Source organism: Agrobacterium sp. 22-223-1 (assembly GCF_053522385.1).
In genome coordinates this window covers 377131-399114 of record NZ_JBNWCN010000004.1, presented here as the reverse complement: position 1 = coordinate 399114, position 21984 = coordinate 377131, and the positions used below count along the sequence as shown (strand labels likewise).

The window sequence follows — 21984 nt, the reverse complement described above, 5'->3', positions numbered from 1 at the left end:
GTGTAGATCCGGTGTCGCTGGAATTAGGAGGGAAGCCGAGGCTGACTACACACTATCTCGACGTCATCCTCGGCCTTGTGCCGAGGATCTGCCAGCGTCGCATAGAATCGATACGCAGCAGATGCTCGGGACAGGCCCGAGTATGACGAAGGTGAAGGTGTTAGTCACGAGCGCCCGCTCGCTGCGCGCCTTCATTACTTCCCCGAAGGCGATTGCCGGCGTACCTGAAATGTATGTTCAGGCCCGGGAAACGCCCCCGAGCGAACTTCATCGGCATAGGCCGCCGCTGCTTCGGAGACCGTCGGGCCAAGATCGGCGAAACGCTTGACGAATTTCGGCTTGAAATCGGTGAAAAGGCCAAGCATGTCGTCGGAAACGAGCACCTGCCCATCGCAGGCCGGCGATGCGCCGATGCCAACCGTGGGCGCTGCGAGTTTTTCGGTCAGTTCGCGGGCGAGCGGCTCGACCGTGCCTTCCACGACGATGGCGAAGGCGCCCGCCTGATCCACCGCAATCGCATCGCGCCAGATATTCTGCGTTTCCGCATCCGAATGCCCGAGCGAACGGAAGCCGCCGGCGGTGTGCACCAGCTGCGGCATCAGCCCGACATGGCCGAATACCGGAATGCCGCGCGCCACCAGAAAGGCGATGGTCTCCGCCATTTCCTCGCCGCCTTCCAGCTTCACGCCATCGCAGCCGGTTTCCTGCATCAGCCGCACGGCATTGCGGAACGCCTGTTCCTTGGATTCCTGATAGGTTCCGAAGGGAAGATCGACGATGACGCAGGCATGTTCGACGCTGCGCATGACGGCGCGGCCATGGGCGATCATCATATCCAGCGTGACGCCGACGGTCGTATCCATTCCGTAAAGCACCATGCCGAGGGAATCGCCGACCAGGAGCAGATCGCAATGCGGATCGAGAAGGCGGGCAATCGGCGTGGTATAGGCGGTGAGGCAGACGATGCGCGCCCCGCCTTTCATCTGCCGGATGGAGGCCGTCGTCAGCCGCTTGTGTTTTCCATGGGCGCTCATTCGGCCGCCTCCCGTTGATTGATCCTGTCGCGCCCGATGACGCGGTTGTCGAGGAGCCTCGTGCTGCCGAGGCGCACGAACAGCGCCACCAGCACCGGTCCCGCCTGCAATGAAGCAACGGGGGCGAGCGTATCAGGATCACGCACCGCGACGACTTCCGGTGAGGCCAGCGGCTCGGCGGCGATGAATTTTTCTATGGCCGCCTCGAATGCGGCGGGGTCGTCGAAGCCCTCGCCATAAAGCCGTTCCGCTTCGTCCAGCGCGCGCGGCACGATCACGGCGGCGGCGCGTTCCGCTTGGCTCAGATAGACGTTACGCGAGGAGCAGGCCAGCCCATCCGCCTCGCGCACGGTGGCGACGGGAACGACCCTGACCGGCTGGGCAAGGTCCTCGACCATGCGGCGGATCAGCGTTACCTGCTGATAATCCTTCTCGCCGAAATAGGCGGCATCCGGCTGGACGAGGTTAAAAAGCTTGGTCACCACCGTTGCCACACCGGCGAAATGCCCCGGCCGCACCGCGCCTTCCAACTGGCTGCCCAGTTCGGGCACGTCCACGACGGTCTGCATTGGGCGCGGATACATCTCGGAGACTTCCGGTGCGAAAAGAATGTCGATGCCCGCCTCTTCCAGCAATGCGCTGTCGCGGGCGAGATCGCGGGGGTAACGGGCCAGATCCTCATTCGCACCGAATTGCAATGGGTTAACGAAGATCGAAACCACCGTCACATCGTTTTCCGCCTTGGATTGGGCAACAAGCGTCAGATGGCCGATATGGAGAAAGCCCATGGTCGGCACGAAGCCGATGGTTTTGCCCGCACGGCGAAAAGCGGCGGTGGCATCCCGCAATTCGGCGACGGTTTTTACAAGCTGCATGGGTCTCCTCCGGCTTCCCCGATCACCGCCCGGCGAAAGGTGCTGGATAGAACTCGATTTGCCGAACGGGGTCAACGGACGCACCGGGATTATATCGATTAACCCTATGACGGCTTTTAAGAAAACCGGTGCTCGAACAGATGACGGCGATCACTCCAACCAGAGCGGTTTCCTTTTTTCGGCAAAGGCCAATCGCCCCTCCCGCGCCTCGGTGCTGCCGCTGATCGTGGCGATGACGCTTTCGGCAAAGGCGAGCCGCTCGCTGGAGGGCATATCGCGCATTTTCAGCAACGCCGCTTTTCCGGCCGCGATGGCGCCCGGCGCATTCTGCCGCAACCGTGCGAGAACATCCTCGACCACGACATCGAGTTCGGCCGACGGGACGACCCGATTGACGAGGCCAAGGCGCTCCGCATCAGCGGCGTTTATCGCAGCGCCGAGATAGGCCATTTCCTGAAGCTGGCTAAGGGGAATCTTTGCCAGAAGCTTCGCCGCCACCATGGCCGGGAAAAGCCCGACGCGGACTTCCGGCAGGCCGAATTCGGCATTGTCGGCGGCATAGGCGAGATCGCAGGCGGCGACGAGGCCAAGCCCGCCGGCCAGAACCCGGCCGTTGATGCGGGCGATGACGGGCCTGTCGCAGCCCTCGATGGCACGCATCACATCGGCGATAGGGTTGGTTCCATCCCGCGAGAGGAACATGCCGCCGGCGCTTTCCTTCAGATCGGCCCCGGAGCAGAAGCTGCGGTCTCCCGCGGCCGTTATCACCACGGCGCGCAGGGCGTGGTTGCCAGATGCCGCGCGGATGGCCGTCGTCAGGGCGTCCGTCATCGCGGCATTCAAGGCATTGTGCACCTCCGGCCGGTTAAGCGTCAGCCAGAGAACGTCCTTGCGTCTTTCGCTCAGCAACTCATCCGCCATGCGCGTCACCCTCCTGTCTTGCCGCAAGCAGCGCCTTGCCGGCGCGGGCCGCATTCGGTCTGCCGAGATGCCGGCTGATCCAGTCTCCGGTTTTCGCCACCGCCATCAGGTCGATACCGGTTTTAATGCCAAGCCCCTGCAGCAGATAAACGACATCTTCGGTGGCGACATTGCCGCTGGCGCCCGGCGCAAAGGGGCAACCGCCCAGCCCGGCCAACGAACTGTCGAAGACAGAGATACCTTCATCAAGCGAGGCCAGAACATTGGCGACGCCCTGCCCATAGGTATCGTGGAAATGCATGGCGAGTTTTTCACGCGGGATGCGGGCAGACACCCGCTTGATGAGACTACGAATCTGGTCCGCCGTGCCGACGCCGATCGTATCGCCGAGCGAGATTTCGTAACAGCCAAGCGCGATGAGCGCTTCGGCCATCGCCGCCACGTCATCAGGTACAACCGTACCGTCATAAGGGCAACCGGCTATGCAGGAGACGTAACCGCGCATAAGGATGTTTCGGCCGGCTGCGACTGATGCGACATCGCGCAGGCGCTCGAGGCTTTCCGCACGCGAGCAGGCGATATTGTGCTGGCTGAAGCCTTCCGAGGCGGACACGAAAACCGCGATCTCGGTGACGCCAGCCTCAATGGCGGCCTCGAAACCTTTCATATTGGGAACGAGCGCAGGATAGGCCGTGCCGGGTCGGCGTTGAATGCCCTGAAACACATCTTTGGAACCTGCCATTTGCGGAACTTTGTTGGGAGAAACAAAGGCTCCGGCCTCTACAGCCGTCAGTCCGGCCGTAGCCAGTCGCTCGACCAGCTCGATCTTGATGGCGGTGGAAACCTGCGCAGTTTCATTTTGCAGGCCATCACGCGCACCCACTTCGACGATTTTGACGGTTCGGGGCCGGCTCATCTCAACCGGCCTCCGGCTCGAAATCCACCAGCACCGCACCGGCCGCGACCATATCGCCCTCAATGCAATTGATGGCCATGACGGTGCCTTTCGCCGGTGCACGGATCGTGTGTTCCATTTTCATCGCCTCCATCACCACAAGCGCTTCGCCAGCTTCCACCGCAGCACCGCTGCTGCTCAGCAGGGCGCGGATGACGCCGGGCATGGGTGCTTCCAGACCGCCGGTATGGGTAGCGGAATCCGCGATATCGACGGGATCCGGCTGGCTGACGCGATAATGTTCGCCATCCAGAAAAAGCGCGTAACGGCCATCCTCCGCAAAGAAATAGCCCTGCCTTTTCCTGCCTTCCACGGTCGCTCGGAATTTGCCATCGTCCGAGAGGCCGCCATGGGCGCTGATCGCCCGTCCGTCGATCTCCAGCGAAAAACCCTCCGCCGCATGCGTGACGCCGACACTCAGCGGCTGGTTGTCAAACACGAAATACAGCGTTTCCCTTGCCGGCGCGTTGAGGCGGAAGGCAGCCGTCATGTTCCAAGGGCTATGGGGATCGGCCTGTGAACCCGGCTTTCCGTTTTTCTGCCGCGCAAGCAGCAGGCCAAGCGCGGCCATGGCTATCTCGTTCCCGTCCGTTGCTGCCGGAGCAAACAGTGCCGCTTCGTTATGGGCGATGAAACCGGTGTCGAGATCGGCGTTCGCGAAGGCCGCCAGTCCCGCAAGCCGCGTCAGAAAGGCGGCATTGCTGATGACGCCGCAGATCGCCAGATTTTCGAGCGCCAACCGCAGACGCCGTACCGCCGAGGGGCGATCATGGTCCCAGACGATCAGCTTAGCGACCATCGGATCGTAATGCACGGTGATGGCGTCGCCGGCGCGGATACCGCTGTCGATCCTGACGTGAGGGCCCTGATCGGGAAAAACAAAATGGCTGACCGTGCCGATCGACGGCAGGAAATCATGCGCCGGGTCTTCGGCATAAATCCGCGTCTCGATGGCGTGGCCGTTTATGCTGAGATTCGCCCAATCTTCCGGCAGGGCCTCTCCATTGGCGACGCGGATCTGCCATTCGACCAGATCGAGACCGGTAATATATTCCGTCACCGGATGTTCGACCTGGAGCCTCGTATTCATTTCCATGAAATAGAAGTCGCCGGAAGGGTCGAGCAGGAATTCCACCGTTCCCGCGCCGTGATAATCGATGGCGCGGGCGGCGGCGACCGCCGCTTCATACATGCGCTGCCGAAGCGTATCAGGCAGGCCGGGGGCAGGGGCTTCCTCTATGACCTTCTGATGCCGGCGCTGAATCGAGCAATCGCGCTCGAAAAGCGAAACACAATTGCCGTGGCCATCGGCAAACACCTGCACTTCCACATGGCGCGGCCGCTCGAGATATTTTTCGATCAGCATGCGGTCATTGCCGAAAGCGGCCAGCGCTTCGCGTTTTGCGCCCGCAAGCTCCGCCGCAAATTCGCGCTTTTTCCGGACGATGCGCATGCCCTTGCCGCCACCGCCGGCCGAGGCCTTGAGCAGAACGGGATAACCTATGGCGTCCGCTTCGTTGCCCAGCCGCTCCTGCGCCTGATCCTTACCGTGATAGCCGGGAACGACCGGAACGCCGGCCTTTGCCATCAGCGCCTTTGCCTCGCTTTTCCCACCCATGGCGCGGATTGCCGCTGCAGGCGGGCCAATGAAAACGAGCCCGGCGGCGGCGCAGGCGTCGGCGAAACCGGCATTTTCCGAAAGGAAACCGTAACCCGGATGAATGGCCTGCGCGCCGCAGGATTTTGCGGCGGCGATGATTTTTTCGCCGTCGAGATAGGAGGCCCGCGCCGGCGCCGCACCAATGGCGATGGCCTCGTCGGCAAGCGCCACATGCATGGCGTCACGGTCGGCGTCCGAATAAACGGCGACGGTGCGGATACCCATCTTGGCGGCGGTGCGGATGATGCGGCAGGCGATTTCGCCCCTGTTGGCGATCAGTATTTTCGAGAACATGGTCGCCTCACATCCTGAATATGCCGAAACGGGTGGGTTCAATCGGTGCATTGAGCGCGGCGGACAGGCCAAGGCCGAGCACGAAACGGGTGTCCTTCGGGTCTATGATGCCATCGTCCCAAAGTCTGGCGCTGGCATAATAGGGATGTCCCTCCCGCTCGTATTTTTCCCGGATCGGCTGCTTGAACGCCTCTTCGCCTTCCTTCGACCAGTGGCGGCCATCGGCCTCGATGCCATCGCGACGGATTTGCGCCAAGACGGACGCCGCCTGTTCGCCGCCCATCACGGAAATGCGGGCATTGGGCCACATCCACAAAAAGCGCGGCGAATAGGCGCGGCCGCACATGCCGTAATTGCCGGCCCCGAAGGAGCCGCCGATGATGACGGTGAATTTCGGCACTTTAGCCGATGCAACGGCGGTAACGAGCTTGGCGCCGTCCTTGGCGATGCCGCCGGCTTCATAGGCCTTGCCAACCATGAAGCCGGTGATGTTCTGGAGAAAGACCAGCGGAATGCCGCGCTGGCAGCAGAGTTCGATGAAATGTGCGCCTTTGAGCGCCGATTCCGAGAAAAGAATGCCGTTATTGGCGACGATGCCGACAGGATAGCCATGGATATGGGCGAAACCGCAGACCAAAGTCGTGCCGTAAAGCGCCTTGAATTCATCGAATTCGGAACCGTCCACCAGACGCGCGATGATCTCCCGCACCTCGAAAGGTTTTCGCGTATCGGCGGGTACGATGCCATAAAGTTCATCTGCCGGATAAAGCGGCTCCGTCGGCTCGCGAATATCCAGCTCCACCTGTTTGCGGCGGTTGAGGGTGGAAACGATCCGCCGGGTCAGCGCCAGCGCGTGGCGGTCGTCGCGGGCATAATGATCGGTGACGCCGGATTGCCGGGAATGCACATCCGCGCCGCCCAGCTCTTCCGCACTCACCACTTCGCCGGTCGCGGCCTTCACCAGCGGCGGGCCGCCGAGGAAGATCGTGCCCTGATTTTTGACGATGACGGACTGGTCGCTCATCGCGGGCACATAGGCCCCGCCCGCCGTGCAACTGCCCATCACCACGGCAATCTGGGCGATGCCGGCGGCCGACATATTGGCCTGATTGTAGAAGATGCGGCCGAAATGATCGCGGTCGGGAAACACCTCGTCCTGATTGGGCAGGTTCGCGCCGCCGGAATCCACCAGATAGATGCAGGGCAGGCGGTTCTCCGTGGCGATTTCCTGCGCGCGCAGATGTTTCTTCACCGTCAGCGGATAATAGGTGCCGCCTTTCACCGTCGCATCATTGGCGACGATCACACATTCGCGGCCGGAGACCCGACCGATGCCGGTGACGATGCCGGCGGCGGGAACGGGTTCGTCATAGACCTCGTAAGCCGCGAATTGCGAGAACTCCAGGAATGGACTGCCGGGATCGAGCAGGGCTTCGATCCGATCGCGCGCCAGCAATTTGCCGCGGGAAAGATGCCGTTCGCGGGCCTTGTCGCCGCCGCCTCTGGAGATTTTTTCGACGTGCTGCCGCAGGTCATCCACCAGACCCGACATGAAATCGACATTGGTAGTGAAGGTGGGGTCGCGGTTCAGACTGGATGTAAGCTTCATCGCGTGTCCTCACCCGTTGCCCTTGACCAGTTCTCGGCCGATCAGCATCCGGCGAATTTCGCTGGTGCCGGCACCGATCTCATAAAGCTTGGCGTCGCGCAGCAGCCGTCCGGCCGGGCTTTCATTGACATAACCGGAGCCGCCGAGAAGCTGGATGGCATCCAGGGCCACCTGTGTCGCCCGTTCGGCGGCGAACAGGATCGCGCCCGCCGCATCCTGTCTTGTGATGCGGCCATTGTCGCAAGCGCGGGCAACGGCATAGACATAGGCGCGCGATGCATTCATGGCCGAATAGATATCGGCGAGTTTGCCCTGCACCAGCTGGAATTCGCCGATTGGTTTGCCGAATTGCTTGCGTTCGCGGGCATAGGGCAGCACCAGATCGATGGCCGCCTGCATGATGCCGACCGGGCCTGCGGCCAGCACGGCGCGCTCGTAATCCAGTCCGCTCATCAGCACCGTCACGCCGTCATTGAGGCGTCCGAGAATGTTCTCTTCCGGCACCTCGCAATCCTCGAAAACCAGTTCTGACGTAGGAGAGCCGCGCATGCCAAGCTTGTCGAGTTTCTGGGCCGGGCGAAACCCCTTGAAGCCTTTTTCGATCAGGAAGGCGGTGATGCCGCGTGGGCCGGCGGACATATCCGTCTTGGCGTAGACCACCAGCGTATCGGCCTCGTGGCCATTGGTAATCCACATTTTCGCGCCGTTCAGCACGTAGCGGTCGCCCCTGCGCTCCGCCTTAAGCCTCATCGACACGACATCCGAACCGGCTTCCGTCTCGCTCATGGCGAGCGAACCGACATGTTCACCGGAGACGAGTTTCGGCAGATATCTGTGCTTCTGCCCTTGCGTTCCCCAGCGGTGAATCTGGTTGATGCAGAGGTTGGAATGAGCGCCATAAGAAAGGCCGATGGAAGCGGAAGCCCGGCTTATCTCTTCCATCGCGACGCAATGGGCGAGATAGCCCATGTCGGCACCGCCGAACTCCTCCGAAACCGTGATGCCGTGCAGACCGAGCTGGCCCATTTCCGGCCAGAGCTTGCGTGGAAAACGGTCGTCGCGGTCGATCTCCGCCGCCAAAGGGGCGATTTTATCGTCTGCGAATGCGCTTGCGCTGTCGCGCAATGCTGCGATTTCCGGGCCGAGATCGGCATCGAAAATGGCGGCGAGGTTCAAACTCATCGCGTCTCCTCCTCCGGACGGCCTTTGCCGCCGTCCCTTTTGTCAGCAGCCGGCACCTCCTCCGCGCCGGCAACCCTTGATTTACGGCGCGTCACCCCCGGTGAAGGCGGCGGAACGGCGCACGAATGTCTTGATGGCGAAATTGGACTGGATGCGCGACACGCCGGGCACCGTGGTCAGGAAATCCAGTAGTTCCTGATAATGCGGCAGATCCCGCACCATGGCGTGGATCAGATAATCCGAACTGCCGCTGGTCTGGTAACCGCCGACCACTTCGGGAATGGACGCGACATGGTGCTCGAAGGTCGTCAGCGCTTCCTTGATCTGCCGCTCCAGCGTGACGGAAATGAAGACGCCCATATTGCCGAGCAGCCGGTTCTCATCGAACACGGCGGTATAACCACGAATGATGCCTTCCTCTTCCAGCTTGCGCACGCGCCGCAGCGTCGGCGTGAAAGAAAGGCCTATCCGCGCCGCGAGATCGCGCCAGCTCACCCGCCCGTCATCGCCAAGCACATGCAGAATCTTCCGGTCGAAACTGTCGAGCTCAATCATGGATCATTTGCTCTATAATATGACTATTTATTGGATCAAAGATATCGCTAATCAAAAAACTGTCAATCAAAATAGCTTTGAAATGAATTCGAGTTGGTGATAGCGTTCATGTCAGTCGAGGTCTGGAGGAGATCTCGATGATGGTTGTTTTCTCAAGCGGGAGAATGGCCAAGGGAGGTGAATTTGGCTGTGCATGACCCTGTCGTGATCGTCGGGGCCGCCCGTACTGCTATGGGTGGGTTCCAGGGCGAATTCAAATCGGTGGCCGCGCCCGATCTCGGTGCGGCGGCGATCCGCGCGGCCGTCGAACGGGCTGCGGTTCCGCCTTCTGATATTGACGATGTGCTGATGGGCTGCGTGCTTACGGCCGGGCAGGGGCAGGCTCCGGCCAGACAGGCGGCCATTGCCGCCGGAATCCCTAACTCGGTTGGCGCGACGACCATCAACAAGATGTGCGGCTCTGGCATGAAAGCGATCATGCTGGGGCATGACCAGATTGCGGCGGGAAGCTCTTCCATCGTGCTTGCAGGGGGCATGGAAAGCATGAGCAATGCGCCCTATCTCCTGGACCGCGCCCGCAACGGCTATCGTCTCGGCCACGGCAAGCTCACCGACCACATGTTTCTGGATGGCCTGGAGGACGCCTATGACAAGGGCCGGCTGATGGGGACTTTCGCGGAAGATTGCGCCGAAGCTTACCAGTTCACCCGCGCCATGCAGGATGACTATGCGCTTACCTCGCTGGAGCGCGCCCGGCGTGCTATCGCTGAAGGGGCTTTCGAAGCGGAAATAGCGCCCGTCGCGGATATCTCGGTGGACGAGCAGCCGGGCAAGGCGAAGCCGGAAAAAATCTCGCAACTGAAGCCCGCCTTCCGCGATGGCGGAACGGTGACGGCTGCCAATTCCAGTTCGATTTCCGATGGTGCGGCCGCTCTCGTTCTCATGCGTCGCTCCGAAGCGGAAAGGCGGGGCCTTTCACCGCTGGCGACCGTTATCGGTCAAGCCTCCCATGCGGATGCACCCGCCGGATATCCAACGGCTCCCATCGGCGCGATGAAAAAGCTGTTCGAAAAAACCGGCTGGGCGGCGAAGGATGTCGATCTCTTCGAAATCAACGAGGCCTTTGCCGTGGTGGCGATGGCGGCGATGCGCGATCTCGATCTGCCGCATGACAAGGTGAATGTGCATGGCGGCGCCTGCGCGCTCGGCCATCCGATCGGCGCTTCCGGCGCGAGGATCGTCGTCACCCTGCTGGCCGCTTTGCAGAGTCATGGTTTGAAACGCGGCGTGGCCGCCGTCTGCATCGGCGGCGGTGAAGCAACCGCGCTCGGCATAGAGCGATATTAAGGGGAGGCGGCGATGATCCTGAACGGAGCCCAGCAGCAGATCAGGGACATGGCCCGCGATTTCGCCCGGGAGCGGCTTGCCCCCGGGGCTGCTTCGCGTGATCGGGAAAGCCGGTTTCCGAAAGACGAACTGAAGGAGATGGGAGACCTCGGCTTCCTTGGCATGCTTGTCTCCGAGGACTATGGCGGGTCGGAAACCGGCGCTGTGGCCTATGCTTTGGCGCTGGAGGAAATCGCCGCCGGTGATGGCGCCTGTTCCACCATCATGAGCGTCCATAATTCGGTTGGCTGCGTGCCGATCCTGAAATTCGGCACGGAAGACCAGAAACAGCGTTTCCTGCCGAAACTCGCTTCCGGCGAGTGGATCGGCGGTTTTGCGCTGACCGAACCGCAGGCCGGTTCCGATGCGTCCAACCTCAAGACCCGCGCCCGGCGCGATGGCGACCGATACATTCTCGACGGCGCAAAGCAATTCATCACATCAGGCAAAAATGGTGATGTCGTCATCGTTTTTGCCGTTACCGATGCGGCGGCGGGCAAGAAGGGCATCACCGCCTTCATCGTGCCGACTGATACGCCGGGTTACGAGGTGATCAGGGTCGAGGAAAAACTCGGCCTGCATTCGTCCGATACCTGCCAGATTGCCTTTACCGACATGGCGGTGCCGGCCGAATTGCGGCTGGGCGAAGAGGGGCAGGGGTATCGCATCGCGCTTGCCAATCTGGAAGGCGGCCGCATCGGCATCGCCGCGCAGGCGGTCGGCATGGCGCAGGCCGCCTTCGAGGCGGCACGGGATTATGCCCGCGAGCGCAAGGCCTTCGGGCAGGCAATCGTGGAGCATCAGGCGGTGGCGTTTCGCCTCGCGGACATGGCGACGCGCATTGAGGCGGCACGGCAGCTGGTGCTGCATGCGGCGGCGCTGAAGGAAGCGGGTGAGCCCTGTCTTTCGGAGGCCTCGATGGCGAAGCTCTTCGCCTCGGAGATGGCCGAGCGTGTCTGCTCGGACGCCATCCAGATTCACGGCGGTTACGGCTACATGGCGGATTATCCGGTGGAGCGGATCTATCGCGATGTGCGCATCTGCCAGATTTACGAGGGGACTAGCGATGTCCAGCGGATGGTGATCGCGCGGAACCTTTGAGAGTTGTTTCGCGGTCTGGAGGAGACCGCGACGGGAGGAGTAGAATGGATATAACCGAAACGCCACGTCTCAGCCTGCATGTTCCCGAACCTGCGGTGCGGCCCGGCGGGGAGCCGGATTTCTCCAATGTGAAAATACCGAAGGCCGGCTCGGTGCCGCGCCCGGAGGTTGACGCCGCGCCGGAAAGCATGCGCGATCTTGCCTATTCGATCATCCGTGTCCTCAACCACCAGGGCGAGGCCGTCGGGCCATGGGCAGGGCTGCTCTCGGACGAGGAATTGCTCGTAGGCCTCAAAAACATGATGCGGCTTCGGGCTTTCGATGCGCGCATGCTGATGGCGCAGCGGCAGGGCAAGACCTCCTTCTACATGCAGCATCTGGGTGAAGAGGCGGTGAGCTGCGCCTTCCGCAAGGCGCTTTCCAAAGGCGACATGAATTTCCCGACCTACCGGCAGGCGGGTCTGCTGATCGCTGACGATTACCCGCTCGTCACCATGATGAACCAGATCTATTCCAACGAACTGGATCCGCTGCATGGGCGGCAGTTGCCGGTGCTTTATTCCTCGAAGGAGCATGGTTTCTTCACCGTCTCCGGCAATCTCGCCACGCAATATGTGCAGGCGGTCGGCTGGGCGATGGCGTCGGCCATCAAGGGCGATACGAAGATCGCAGCCGCCTGGATCGGCGACGGCTCGACGGCGGAGTCCGATTTTCACTCGGCGATGGTCTTTGCCTCCACCTACAAGGCTCCGGTGGTCCTCAATATCGTCAATAACCAATGGGCCATTTCCACCTTTCAGGGCATCGCGCGCGGCGGCTCCGGCACCTTTGCGGCACGCGGGCTGGGCTTCGGCATTCCCGCGCTCCGGGTCGACGGCAATGATTATCTCGCCGTTTATGCCGTGGCGCGCTGGGCGGTGGAGCGGGCGCGCCGCAATCTCGGCCCGACGCTGATCGAATATGTCACCTATCGTGTCGGCGCCCATTCCACCTCCGACGATCCGAGCGCTTACCGCCCCAAGACGGAGTCCGAGGCATGGCCGCTGGGCGATCCGGTTCTGAGGCTCAAAAAACACCTCATCCTGCGTGGCGTCTGGTCGGAGGAACGGCACCGGCAGACGGAGGCGGAAATCGCCGATGAGGTGCTTGAGGCGCAGCGCGAGGCAGAAAGCCACGGCACGCTGCATGAGGGCGGCAAACCGCCGAAAAAGGATATTTTCGAAGGCGTCTACGCCGAGATGCCGCCGCATCTCGCCCGCCAGCGCCAGAAGGCAGGGTGGTGACCATGGCAAGAATGACGATGATCGAAGCCGTCCGCAGCGCCATGGATGTGTCCATGGAGCGCAGCGATGACGTGGTGGTGTTCGGCGAGGATGTGGGTTATTTCGGCGGCGTGTTCCGCGCCACGCAGGGGTTGCAGGGAAAATACGGCAAGACCCGCTGTTTCGATGCGCCGATCAGTGAATCCGGCATTGTCGGCACGGCCATCGGCATGGCCGCTTATGGCCTTCGCCCCTGTGTCGAAATCCAGTTCGCCGATTACATGTATCCCGCCTATGATCAGATTACCCAGGAGGCGGCGCGTATCCGCTATCGCTCCAATGGCGATTTCACCTGCCCCATCGTTCTCAGAATGCCGACCGGCGGGGGCATTTTTGGCGGGCAGACGCACAGCCAGAGCCCGGAAGCGCTTTTCACCCACGTCTGCGGGCTGAAGGTGGTGGTTCCTTCCAATCCCTATGACGCCAAGGGGCTGCTGATCGCATCCATCGAAGACCCCGACCCGGTGATGTTTCTGGAGCCGAAGCGGCTTTATAACGGTCCCTTCGACGGCCATCACGACCGGCCGGTGACGCCCTGGTCCAAACACGAGATGGGGGAGGTACCGGAAGGGCACTACACCATTCCCATCGGCAAGGCCGAGATACGCCGGCCCGGAAACGCTGTCACCGTCATCGCTTATGGCACCATGGTGCATGTGGCGCTGGCGGCGGCGGAAGAGACGGGCGTGGATGCCGAGATCATCGATCTGCGCAGCCTGCTGCCGCTCGATCTCGATACCATCGTGAAGTCCGTTTCGAAGACCGGCCGCTGCGTCATGGTGCATGAGGCGACGCTGACCTCCGGCTTCGGGGCCGAAGTCGTGTCGCTGGTGCAGGAACATTGTTTTTATCACCTCGAGGCCCCCGTCGTCCGCGTTGCGGGCTGGGATACGCCTTATCCCCATGCGCAGGAGTGGGACTATTTTCCGGGACCTGCCCGTGTCGGGCGCGCCCTTGTCGAAGTCATGGAGGCCTGATTATGGCGGAATTTGTTCTCACGATGCCCGATGTCGGTGAAGGTGTGGCGGAAGCCGAACTGGTGGAATGGAACGTCAAACCGGGCGATCTCGTCCATGAGGACATGGTGCTGGCCGCGGTGATGACCGACAAGGCGACGGTGGAAATCCCATCCCCGGTGGCGGGCGTCGTCACGTGGCTCGCCGTGACGGTCGGAAATACCGTACCGGTGAAGGCGCCGCTCCTGCGCATCGAAACCGATGTCGCGGCCGCCGCTCCCAATGGCAGCGTGCCGGAAGCGGAAGCGCCGACCCAGATGACGGAAGCGCCTGCCGACATGACGGACACGCCGCCACCCGTTGAAGCCCAGCCGACGGTGCGAGAGGCCGAGGAAGCGCCGCCGGCGCCCGCCGCCGAACCGCATCATAAACCGTTGGCGTCTCCCGCCGTTCGCCAGCGCGCCGACGATCTCGATATCGATCTCACCAAGGTCAAGGGAACGGGGCCGGACGGGCATATCACCCATGCCGATCTCGACGGGTTTTTAACCGTGCGGGGACGGCCGGAACGCCCCGAGCCGATAGCGCCCCACGATAGCGCTGTCGAGGAGGTGAAGGTGACCGGGCTCAGGCGCAAGATTGCCGAGAAGATGGTGCTTTCCGCCTCCCGCATTCCCCACATCACCTATGTCGAGGAAGTCGACGTGACCGATCTGGAGGATTTGCGCGCGACCATGAACGGCAATCGCCGTTCCGGGCAGCCGAAGCTGACGATCCTGCCGTTCCTGATGCGCGCGCTGGTGAAAGCCGTTGCCGATCATCCCGGCATGAATGCCACCTTTGACGACGACAAAGGGGTCGTCAGCCACTATGAAGCGGTTCATATCGGCATCGCCACGCAGACGCCGTCGGGTCTCACCGTTCCGGTCGTGCGCCACACGGAAACGCTCGGTCTTTGGGAATGTGCGGACAAAGTCGCACGCGTCGCCGAAGCCGCCCGCACCGGCACGGCGCATCGGGAAGAGCTGATGGGCTCCACCATCACCATCAGTTCGCTGGGAGCCTTGGGCGGTGTGGTCTCGACACCCATCATCAATTACCCGGAGGTGGCGATCATCGGCGTCAACAAGATCATGACGCGGCCGGTGTGGGATGGGACGCGGTTTGTGCCGCGCAAGATGATGAACCTCTCATCGAGCTTCGATCACCGGGTTGTCGATGGGTGGGATGCGGCGGTCTTCATCCAGGCCGTCAAGGCATTGCTGGAGAAGCCCGCGCTTATTTTCATCGAGTGAAGGCGATCCGTGCTCCCTCATCCCTGTGCTCGTCACAGGGATCCAGCCCGCCCAAGTCTTTGGGCTGAAAGGGCTCTCTCCACCGCGCAGACGCGCGTCGGCCGGATTCCTGTGATGAGCACAGGAATGAGGGCGTATGCGTGTCATGCCCGCATTTCTTAGCCCGCGTTTTCGACCTTCACGGAACTGTTTCGCTGTCGGTATAGGCTTGCGTTCGTCATCTTCGGGTATAGAAGAGAAGAACGAGAAGCATGTTTTCTCATCATGATCATAGTGGCGGAAGAGGGCGCTCCGGTGCCCGGCGGTCCGCCCTCCGCCGGCAACCGAATGAAGAAGAAGGTCCTCCCATGCGCACTCCCAAACCCGTTGTCCTGACTATTCTCGATGGCTGGGGCCTGAACGAGGACACATCCAGCAATGCGCCGGTGCTGGCGAATACGCCCACCATGGACCGGCTTTTCGCCAGCTGCCCGAATGCGAGGCTCACCACCTTCGGCCCGAATGTCGGCCTGCCCACCGGGCAGATGGGCAATTCGGAAGTCGGCCACACCAATATCGGCGCCGGCCGCATCGTCGCCATGGATCTCGGCCAGATCGATCTGGCGATCGAGGATGGCAGCTTTTTCCGCAATGCGGCGATGCTTGATTTCGCCGCCACGGTGAAGGCCGCGGGCGGTGTGGCGCATCTGATGTGCGTCGTTTCCGATGGCGGCGTCCATGGCCATATTCTCCACGGCCAGGCGGCGGTGAGGCTGATGATCAGCCACGGTCTGAAGGTGGTGGTACATGCCATCACCGACGGCCGCGATGTCGCGCCGCAATCGGCTGAAGAATTTGTGGCGGCGCTGGTGGCAAGCCTGCCGCAGGGAGCAAGCATCGGCACGGTGATCGGCCGCTATTATGCGATGGATCGCGACAATCGCTGGGAGCGCGTTGAGAAAGCCTACGACGCCATGGTTCTGGCGAAAGGCGAACACGCGCGGGATGCGGTGAGCGCCGTTGCCCAGAGCTACAAAAGCAATGTCACCGACGAATTCATCCTGCCGACGGTGATCGACGGCTATGAGGGCTTCAAGGCCGGCGACGGCCTGTTCTGCCTGAATTTTCGCGCCGACCGTGCCCGTGAAATCCTGCTCGCCATCGGGGCGGACGATTTCGATGGTTTTTCGCGCGAAAAGCCAGTCCTTTCGGCGCTGCTTGGCATGGTGGAATATTCCACCCGGCACAATGACTTCATGACCACGGCCTATCCCAAGCGCGATATCGTCAATACGCTGGGCGCATGGGTGGCGAAGCAGGGGCTCACGCAGTTCCGCCTTGCCGAGACGGAAAAATATCCGCATGTCACCTTCTTCCTGAATGGCGGCAAGGAAGAGCCGGAAGTGGGCGAAGACCGCTTCATGCCGAAATCCCCGAAGGTTGCGACCTACGATCTGCAGCCGGAGATGAGTGCGCCGGAAGTGACGGAAAAATTCGTCGAGGCGATCGGCAAGGGTTACGATCTGATCGTCACCAATTACGCCAACCCCGATATGGTCGGCCATACCGGCGATCTGCAGGCCGCAATCAAGGCCTGTGAAGCGGTGGATCGTGGGCTTGGTGCGGTCGTTGCCGCCCTCGAAAAAGTGGGTGGCGCGATGCTTGTCATTGCGGATCATGGCAATTGCGAAACCATGGTCGACCCGGTGACCGGTGGCCCGCATACGGCGCACACCACCAATCCGGTGCCGGTGATCCTTTTCGGTGGCCCTGAAGGTGCCAAGCTGCATGACGGCATTCTCGCCGATGTCGCCCCCACCCTGCTGCAACTGATGAATGTGCCGCTGCCGCCGGAAATGACGGGCAAAAGCCTGATCGACCTCTAATCACACGCCGTCGCGCGGGAGCGTTCCAGCCCCGCGCGACTGCCCGTTCCCCGCGCGCTGAACGAGCGTTTGCGTTATGGCTGCTTTGCGTAGAGGCGGTCGTGGACCAGCATGCCGGCAATCATGGCGCTGACGAAAAGAACGACCGACATCAGCCCGAGGGCGAGAGCCGATAGTGCCGGGCCGGGGCAGAAACCGGCAAGCCCCCAGCCGACGCCGAAAATGGCCGAGCCTGTTATGAGCGGCCGGTCGATACGGGTTTTTGCCGGAAGACTGAAACCTTCTGCGAGGACCGGTTTGGCGAGACGTCGGCTGAGGAGCACACCCGGCACGGCGACCATCACCGCGCCGCCAAGAACGAACATCAGGCTCGGGTCCCAATGGCCGCTCGCCACGTCGAGAAAACCGGAAACGCGAGCCGGATCGACCATGCCGGAGAGCGAGAGGCCGAAGCCGAACAGCGCTCCCGCGACCAATGCCAGGACAACACGCGCCACGGCTGGATTTTTCATGACAGGGCTCCCACTATCGTCGCGGCGCAAATACCGGTGATCAGGAAGGTGGCGGTCGCGGCGATGGAGCGCCGGGAAAATCGCGCCAGACCCATGATGCCATGGCCGGATGTGCAGCCGGAGCCCATGCGCGTGCCAAAACCCACCAGCAGGCCGGCAATGAGGATGAGCGGCCATGGTGAAACTATGGTGACGGCAGGCAGCCGGCCGAATGCAGCGGCATGGATATAAGGCCCGGCCAGCAAGCCGGCGACGAAGGCGAGATCGGCAAGACGCCGCTCCCTGCCGAGCATTTTGCCCATTATCCCGCTGATGCCGGAAATACGGCCGTTGAAAAGAAACAGCAGAATGCAGGCAAGACCGAGCAGCATGCCGCCGAAAAGAGAGGGCCAGTAGGGGCTCACGGGGTCTCCTCCGGCGCGCAGAATATGGTGTAAAGGGCCTCGATCAGTTGCGCCGCTTTCGCTTCGCTCAGTTGGTAGAAGATTTGCTTGGCATCGCGCCGGGTTTCGACCACACCGGCTTCCCGCAGAACGCCCAGCTGCTGGGAAAGCGTCGGCTGGCGAATATCCAGCTTGACCTCCAGCTCACCGACGGAAAATTCCCCCTGCGCCAGTGTGCAGGCGAGCATCAGCCGCGCGGGATGGGCAAGCGTTTTCAGAAGCAGCGCGACCTCGACAGCCCGCTCCTCCATGGCGTGGAGAGGGATTTCTGCAATATGCGGGGGCTTTTCCAGCTCCTTTTCCTTTACCATATGCTGCCCTCCAGCACGTCGAGCGGAAGTTTCAGGTAACGCTTGCCATTCGCTTCGGGCTCCGGCAGGCGGCCGCCGCGAATATTGACCTGCAGGGCGTGGAGAATGAGCTTCGGCATCGGCAATGTGCGATCCCGCGCTTCTCTGAGGCGGATGAAGCCCTCCTCCGTCATGCCGGCAAGATGCGGATTGCTGCGTTTCTGTTCGCCGACCGTGCTTTCCCATTTAGGCGCGCGGCCGCCGGGCTGATAATCGTGGCCGGTGAAAAGCCGTGTTTCGTCGGGAAGGGCGAGAATGTCCTGGATCGACGCCCAGAGTTCCCTGGCGCTGCCGCCGGGGAAATCGGCGCGCGCGGTGCCGGAATCGGGCATGAAAAGCGTATCGTGCACAAAGGCGGCATTACCTACCACATAGGTCACGGAGGCGAGCGTGTGGCCGGGCGAAAACAGCACGCGCGCTTCAAGGGAGCCGATATTGAACCTGTCGTCCGCCTCGAACAGCCGGTCCCATTGCGAGCCGTCGGTTTTGAGATCCGGCCAGTTGTATTTCTCCTGCCAGAGCTTCTGCACGCCGGTGACTTTCGCGCCGATCGCCGTCTGCGCGCCGGTCTTCTGCTTCAGATAGTGGGCGGCGGAAAAATGGTCGGCATGCGGATGAGTATCGAGAATCCATTCCACCGACAGGCCCTGGCTCTCCACATAGTCCAGAATGGCGTCGGCATTCATCGTTCCGGTTGCGCCGGATTTCTCATCGAAATCATAGACCGGGTCGATAATGGCGCAGCGCCAGGTCGAGGGATCGGACACGACATATTGCACGCTCCATGTGCGCGGATCGAAGAATGCCTTGACGTGCGGAACCGCCGCAGCGCGCCGTTCCAGCCAGCGGGCGGCGCCGGAAAGGTCAAAGCCATGCGCCTTGCCGAAAGCCTCGATATCGTCCCTTTCGATGCGCCCATCCAGCGCTTCTCCGAGAACATGAAGCGTGAGCGCGCGGGTGCCGCCCTTGCAATGGGCAAAAACGGGGCCTTCCGCTTCCGCCATTTTCTGCTGGAAGGCGCGGATATCGGCTTCGGTAATGGTAGGGCCGCTGACCGGGATGAAACCATAATCCATGCCCGCCGCGCTGGCGGCGCTTTTTTCCTGCGCATTGCCCGGCTGACCGGGCTCTTCACCATCAGGCCGGGCGTTGATGATGCTTTTATAACCCTGGGCGGAGAGCGATGGGAAATCGGCGATCATCGGCTGGCCCGCAACTGTCAGACGCTCGTTGATCTTCACGGCATTCATCGGCATCTCCTGTTGTAATAATTTAATATATATTATCATATAATGTATATTGTATGTTTGCAAGGGCGCGAACCGCCTTCGTTTCCGAATGCCTCCTGCTGTATTTTCAGGAAAGGTTCGGAAGGAAATCCTAGAGACGGGATTTCTTCGTTTTGTGACGGGTGGGCGGAGATTGCCTGTATTTGATATGCAAAAACATGCCTTGCGCCCAAAATATTGGGGCACAAGGCATGTTTGCGAAAAGCGTTTCGAATTCAGGCTCGCTTCAGACGGCGAGCCTGCGGCGTGTCGCCTTCCAGCCAAGACAGATGGCTGCAACAAGCAGAACCGTCTGGGCGACCACGAAGGGCGGTTCATTGCCGTTCGGCGCCAGGTTGTTGAGTGTTTCGACCTTGAGAAAAGCCTGAACGATCAACACGAACATATTGAGATAAAGGCTGATCGTGGCGGTGATCGTATAAATGATGCGCGCCCTGCCATTCAGACCGTATCCATAAAGCGCAACCAGTGCGATTGCCAGAACAAGGGTAGAGATGATGCCGACGCCGAGTGCCGGTGTGAAATTTCCGATTGGAAACAGGAAGCCGGTAAGTGTGGTGGCGAGCGTGGTGACGAGGAAAATCGCCATCATGCGGGGCATCCACCGCCCCGCCGCATAAGCGGGCAGGGCGATCAGTCCGGTGGCAATGCCGATGAAGCTTAAGCCCACATGCAATGCAGTGAATTGGGGAATGGTCAGTCCGAGGATCATGATACGTCTCCCTCTATTCGGTTTTGGCTGCACGATACCGGCTGGCGGCAAGTGCATGCGACAGATTGGGCCTTAACGCCGCACGCGCTGCAAGGAAATTTTCGAGATCGGCCGTATCCGGCAGGGAAGGAATGGTCAGCGCTTCGCCGAGGTCGAGACCGGCAAGGGCCGCATCCACCATCTCGTAAACATCCATGACCATGGCGGCCGGAATGGCATCGAGCCGTTCCTCTTCCCAGATCGCCGTGCGGGTGATGCCCGGCAGGACGCCCTGAACCCGCACGCCGGAGGGCGAAAGCTGCGCCTGCAGCGCCTCGGTGAAGGCGAGCACGAAGGCCTTGGTGGCCGGGTAGACGGCGGTGAACGCCGCCGGCATCAGCGCCGTGACCGAAGTGATGTTGATGATCGTGCCCTTGCCATCGGCCGCAAGGCGCGGTGCGATGGCCGCCGCAAGCCGGGTAACGGCAAGAATGTTGAGGTTGATCATCGTCGTCACATAGGCCGGGTCCAGCGCCGTGATCGCGCCTTCACCGGCAATGCCGGCATTGTTGACGAGGCCGGTAATCCGTCGGTCCTCACGCAACCGTGCCTCTACCTTTTCGAGGTCTTCCGCCCTGGAAAGATCGGCGGAGAGAACCTCGACCGCGATGCGATGATCCTTTTCCAGCTGTGCGGCGAGCGCCTTCAGCTTTTCGGCACGCCGCGCCACGAGAATGAGATCATGGCCGCGTTTTGCCAGACGTTCGGCATAGACCGCGCCGATGCCATCCGATGCGCCGGTGATGAGAAATGTATTCTGTGTCATGTCCGTGTTTCCTTTGTGCGGCGGTTTCAGGCGTTGATGAAGGCGAGAAGGTCGGCGTTGAACCGGTCCTGATGGGTCTGCGTCAGGCCATGGTCGGCGCCCTCATAGATTTTGAGGACCGCGTGTTTGACGATTTTGACCGTGGAAAGCGCGGATGCGCCGACCGGCACGATCTGGTCGTCATCGCCATGCAGAACCAGCGTCGGTTTGTCGAAGGCCTTCAGGTCCTGATGGAAATCGCTTTCCGAAAAGGCGCGAATGCTGTCGAGCTGACCTTTCAGGCCGCCCATCATGCCCTGCCGCCAGAATTCGTCGCGGATGCCTTCGGATATCACCGCACCTTCGCGGTTGTAGCCGTAAAAGGGAATGGTCAGGTCCTTGAAGAACTGGCTGCGATTGTCATAGGTGCCCTTGCGGATACCGTCGAAAACACCGATCGGCAGGCCGATGGCATTGCTTTCCGTCTTCAGCATCAGCGGCGGCACCGCGCCGATGAGGGCGATTTTCGCGACGCGGGCCGTGCCGTGACGGCCGATATAGCGGGTGACCTCGCCGCCGCCGGTGGAATGGCCGACCAGAATGATGTCGTGAAGATCGAGCTGTTCGATCAGCTCGGCCAGATCGTCGGCATATTGATCCATGGTATTGTTGTGCCAGACCTGATCGGAGCGACCGTGGCTGCGGCGATCATGGGCGATGGTGCGGAAACCGTTGTTAGCGAAGAACACCATCTGCGCATCCCAGGCATCGGCGCTGAGCGGCCAGCCATGGGAGAAGATGATGGGCTGGCCGTCTTTCGGGCCCCAGTCCTTGTAGAAAATATGCGTTCCGTCTCTGGTGGTGATCGTTGTCATGGCTCTCTC

General features: G+C 61.5%; 21 protein-coding genes. 6 read left to right on the top strand and 15 right to left on the bottom strand.

Features of this window, described 5'->3' with window-relative positions:
- Positions 1-194 precede the first annotated feature (194 nt).
- From panB to ACQZ60_RS19265, 8 genes are all read right to left on the bottom strand, one after another.
- On the bottom strand, positions 195-1034 hold the full coding sequence (gene panB, locus ACQZ60_RS19300) for a 3-methyl-2-oxobutanoate hydroxymethyltransferase (protein ID WP_035262541.1): 840 nt from the start codon (positions 1032-1034) through the stop codon (positions 195-197).
- Positions 1031-1909 carry a pantoate--beta-alanine ligase gene (panC, locus tag ACQZ60_RS19295; RefSeq protein WP_059762685.1) on the bottom strand — a complete coding sequence of 293 codons (879 nt, stop codon included), beginning with the start codon at positions 1907-1909 and terminating at the stop codon, positions 1031-1033. The genes panB and panC overlap by 4 nt, the downstream gene beginning before the upstream one ends.
- Positions 1910-2059: 150 nt before the next feature.
- Complete coding sequence (locus ACQZ60_RS19290; protein ID WP_035259772.1) at positions 2060-2830, bottom strand: enoyl-CoA hydratase-related protein; 771 nt, start codon at positions 2828-2830, stop codon at positions 2060-2062.
- Complete coding sequence (locus ACQZ60_RS19285; RefSeq protein WP_448735911.1) at positions 2820-3746, bottom strand: hydroxymethylglutaryl-CoA lyase; 927 nt, start codon at positions 3744-3746, stop codon at positions 2820-2822. The genes ACQZ60_RS19290 and ACQZ60_RS19285 overlap by 11 nt, the downstream gene beginning before the upstream one ends.
- A gap of 1 nt (position 3747) precedes the next feature.
- Positions 3748-5739, bottom strand: coding sequence for an acetyl-CoA carboxylase biotin carboxylase subunit (locus ACQZ60_RS19280; protein ID WP_448735910.1), 1992 nt, complete (start codon positions 5737-5739; stop codon positions 3748-3750).
- A 7-nt stretch (positions 5740-5746) separates the two neighbouring features.
- Positions 5747-7348: a carboxyl transferase domain-containing protein gene (locus ACQZ60_RS19275; RefSeq protein WP_448735909.1), complete on the bottom strand. Its 1602-nt coding sequence runs from the start codon at positions 7346-7348 to the stop codon at positions 5747-5749.
- A gap of 9 nt (positions 7349-7357) precedes the next feature.
- Positions 7358-8530 carry an isovaleryl-CoA dehydrogenase gene (locus ACQZ60_RS19270; protein WP_448735908.1) on the bottom strand — a complete coding sequence of 391 codons (1173 nt, stop codon included), beginning with the start codon at positions 8528-8530 and terminating at the stop codon, positions 7358-7360.
- Positions 8531-8611: 81 nt separating this feature from the next.
- On the bottom strand, positions 8612-9085 hold the full coding sequence (locus tag ACQZ60_RS19265) for an Lrp/AsnC family transcriptional regulator (RefSeq protein ID WP_035221263.1): 474 nt from the start codon (positions 9083-9085) through the stop codon (positions 8612-8614).
- A 231-nt stretch (positions 9086-9316) separates the two neighbouring features.
- On the opposite strand from ACQZ60_RS19265, the gene ACQZ60_RS19260 reads away from it, so the two are divergent.
- The 6 genes from ACQZ60_RS19260 (at position 9317) to gpmI (ending at position 17010) form a co-directional block, all read left to right on the top strand.
- The gene (locus ACQZ60_RS19260; RefSeq protein WP_035260902.1) at positions 9317-10432 is read left to right on the top strand and encodes an acetyl-CoA C-acyltransferase; all 1116 of its coding nucleotides are present in this window, start codon (positions 9317-9319) and stop codon (positions 10430-10432) included.
- 12 nt (positions 10433-10444) lie between these two features.
- Positions 10445-11572, top strand: a complete 1128-nt coding sequence (locus ACQZ60_RS19255) for an acyl-CoA dehydrogenase family protein (RefSeq protein ID WP_448735907.1) — start codon at positions 10445-10447, stop codon at positions 11570-11572.
- A gap of 44 nt (positions 11573-11616) precedes the next feature.
- A complete protein-coding gene (locus tag ACQZ60_RS19250) occupies positions 11617-12855 on the top strand; it encodes a 3-methyl-2-oxobutanoate dehydrogenase (2-methylpropanoyl-transferring) subunit alpha (protein ID WP_137004843.1) in 1239 nt (412 codons plus the stop codon).
- 2 nt (positions 12856-12857) lie between these two features.
- Positions 12858-13871, top strand: a complete 1014-nt coding sequence (locus ACQZ60_RS19245; protein ID WP_059753514.1) for an alpha-ketoacid dehydrogenase subunit beta — start codon at positions 12858-12860, stop codon at positions 13869-13871.
- 2 nt (positions 13872-13873) lie between these two features.
- A complete protein-coding gene (locus ACQZ60_RS19240) occupies positions 13874-15145 on the top strand; it encodes a dihydrolipoamide acetyltransferase family protein (protein ID WP_448735906.1) in 1272 nt (423 codons plus the stop codon).
- A 347-nt stretch (positions 15146-15492) separates the two neighbouring features.
- A complete protein-coding gene (gene gpmI, locus ACQZ60_RS19235) occupies positions 15493-17010 on the top strand; it encodes a 2,3-bisphosphoglycerate-independent phosphoglycerate mutase (RefSeq protein WP_448735905.1) in 1518 nt (505 codons plus the stop codon).
- A gap of 74 nt (positions 17011-17084) precedes the next feature.
- On the opposite strand, the gene ACQZ60_RS19230 is transcribed toward gpmI, so the two are convergent.
- From ACQZ60_RS19230 to ACQZ60_RS19200, 7 genes are all read right to left on the bottom strand, one after another.
- Positions 17085-17522 (bottom strand): YeeE/YedE family protein, encoded by a 438-nt coding sequence (locus ACQZ60_RS19230; RefSeq protein ID WP_035260898.1) that lies wholly within the window; start codon positions 17520-17522, stop codon positions 17085-17087.
- Positions 17519-17926: a YeeE/YedE family protein gene (locus tag ACQZ60_RS19225; protein WP_035260900.1), complete on the bottom strand. Its 408-nt coding sequence runs from the start codon at positions 17924-17926 to the stop codon at positions 17519-17521. Before ACQZ60_RS19225 ends, ACQZ60_RS19230 begins: the two co-directional genes overlap by 4 nt.
- Positions 17923-18276 (bottom strand): sulfite-sensing transcriptional repressor BigR, encoded by a 354-nt coding sequence (gene bigR / locus ACQZ60_RS19220; protein WP_448735904.1) that lies wholly within the window; start codon positions 18274-18276, stop codon positions 17923-17925. Before bigR ends, ACQZ60_RS19225 begins: the two co-directional genes overlap by 4 nt.
- Entirely contained in the window at positions 18270-19565 is a 1296-nt protein-coding gene (gene blh / locus ACQZ60_RS19215) for a bifunctional sulfur transferase/dioxygenase Blh (RefSeq protein WP_448735903.1), read from the bottom strand. The genes bigR and blh overlap by 7 nt, the downstream gene beginning before the upstream one ends.
- Positions 19566-19830: 265 nt before the next feature.
- Positions 19831-20316 (bottom strand): hypothetical protein, encoded by a 486-nt coding sequence (locus ACQZ60_RS19210; protein WP_003524730.1) that lies wholly within the window; start codon positions 20314-20316, stop codon positions 19831-19833.
- 13 nt (positions 20317-20329) lie between these two features.
- Complete coding sequence (locus ACQZ60_RS19205; protein ID WP_448735902.1) at positions 20330-21121, bottom strand: SDR family NAD(P)-dependent oxidoreductase; 792 nt, start codon at positions 21119-21121, stop codon at positions 20330-20332.
- Positions 21122-21147: 26 nt separating this feature from the next.
- Positions 21148-21975, bottom strand: a complete 828-nt coding sequence (locus ACQZ60_RS19200; RefSeq protein ID WP_448735901.1) for an alpha/beta fold hydrolase — start codon at positions 21973-21975, stop codon at positions 21148-21150.
- Positions 21976-21984 lie beyond the last annotated feature (9 nt).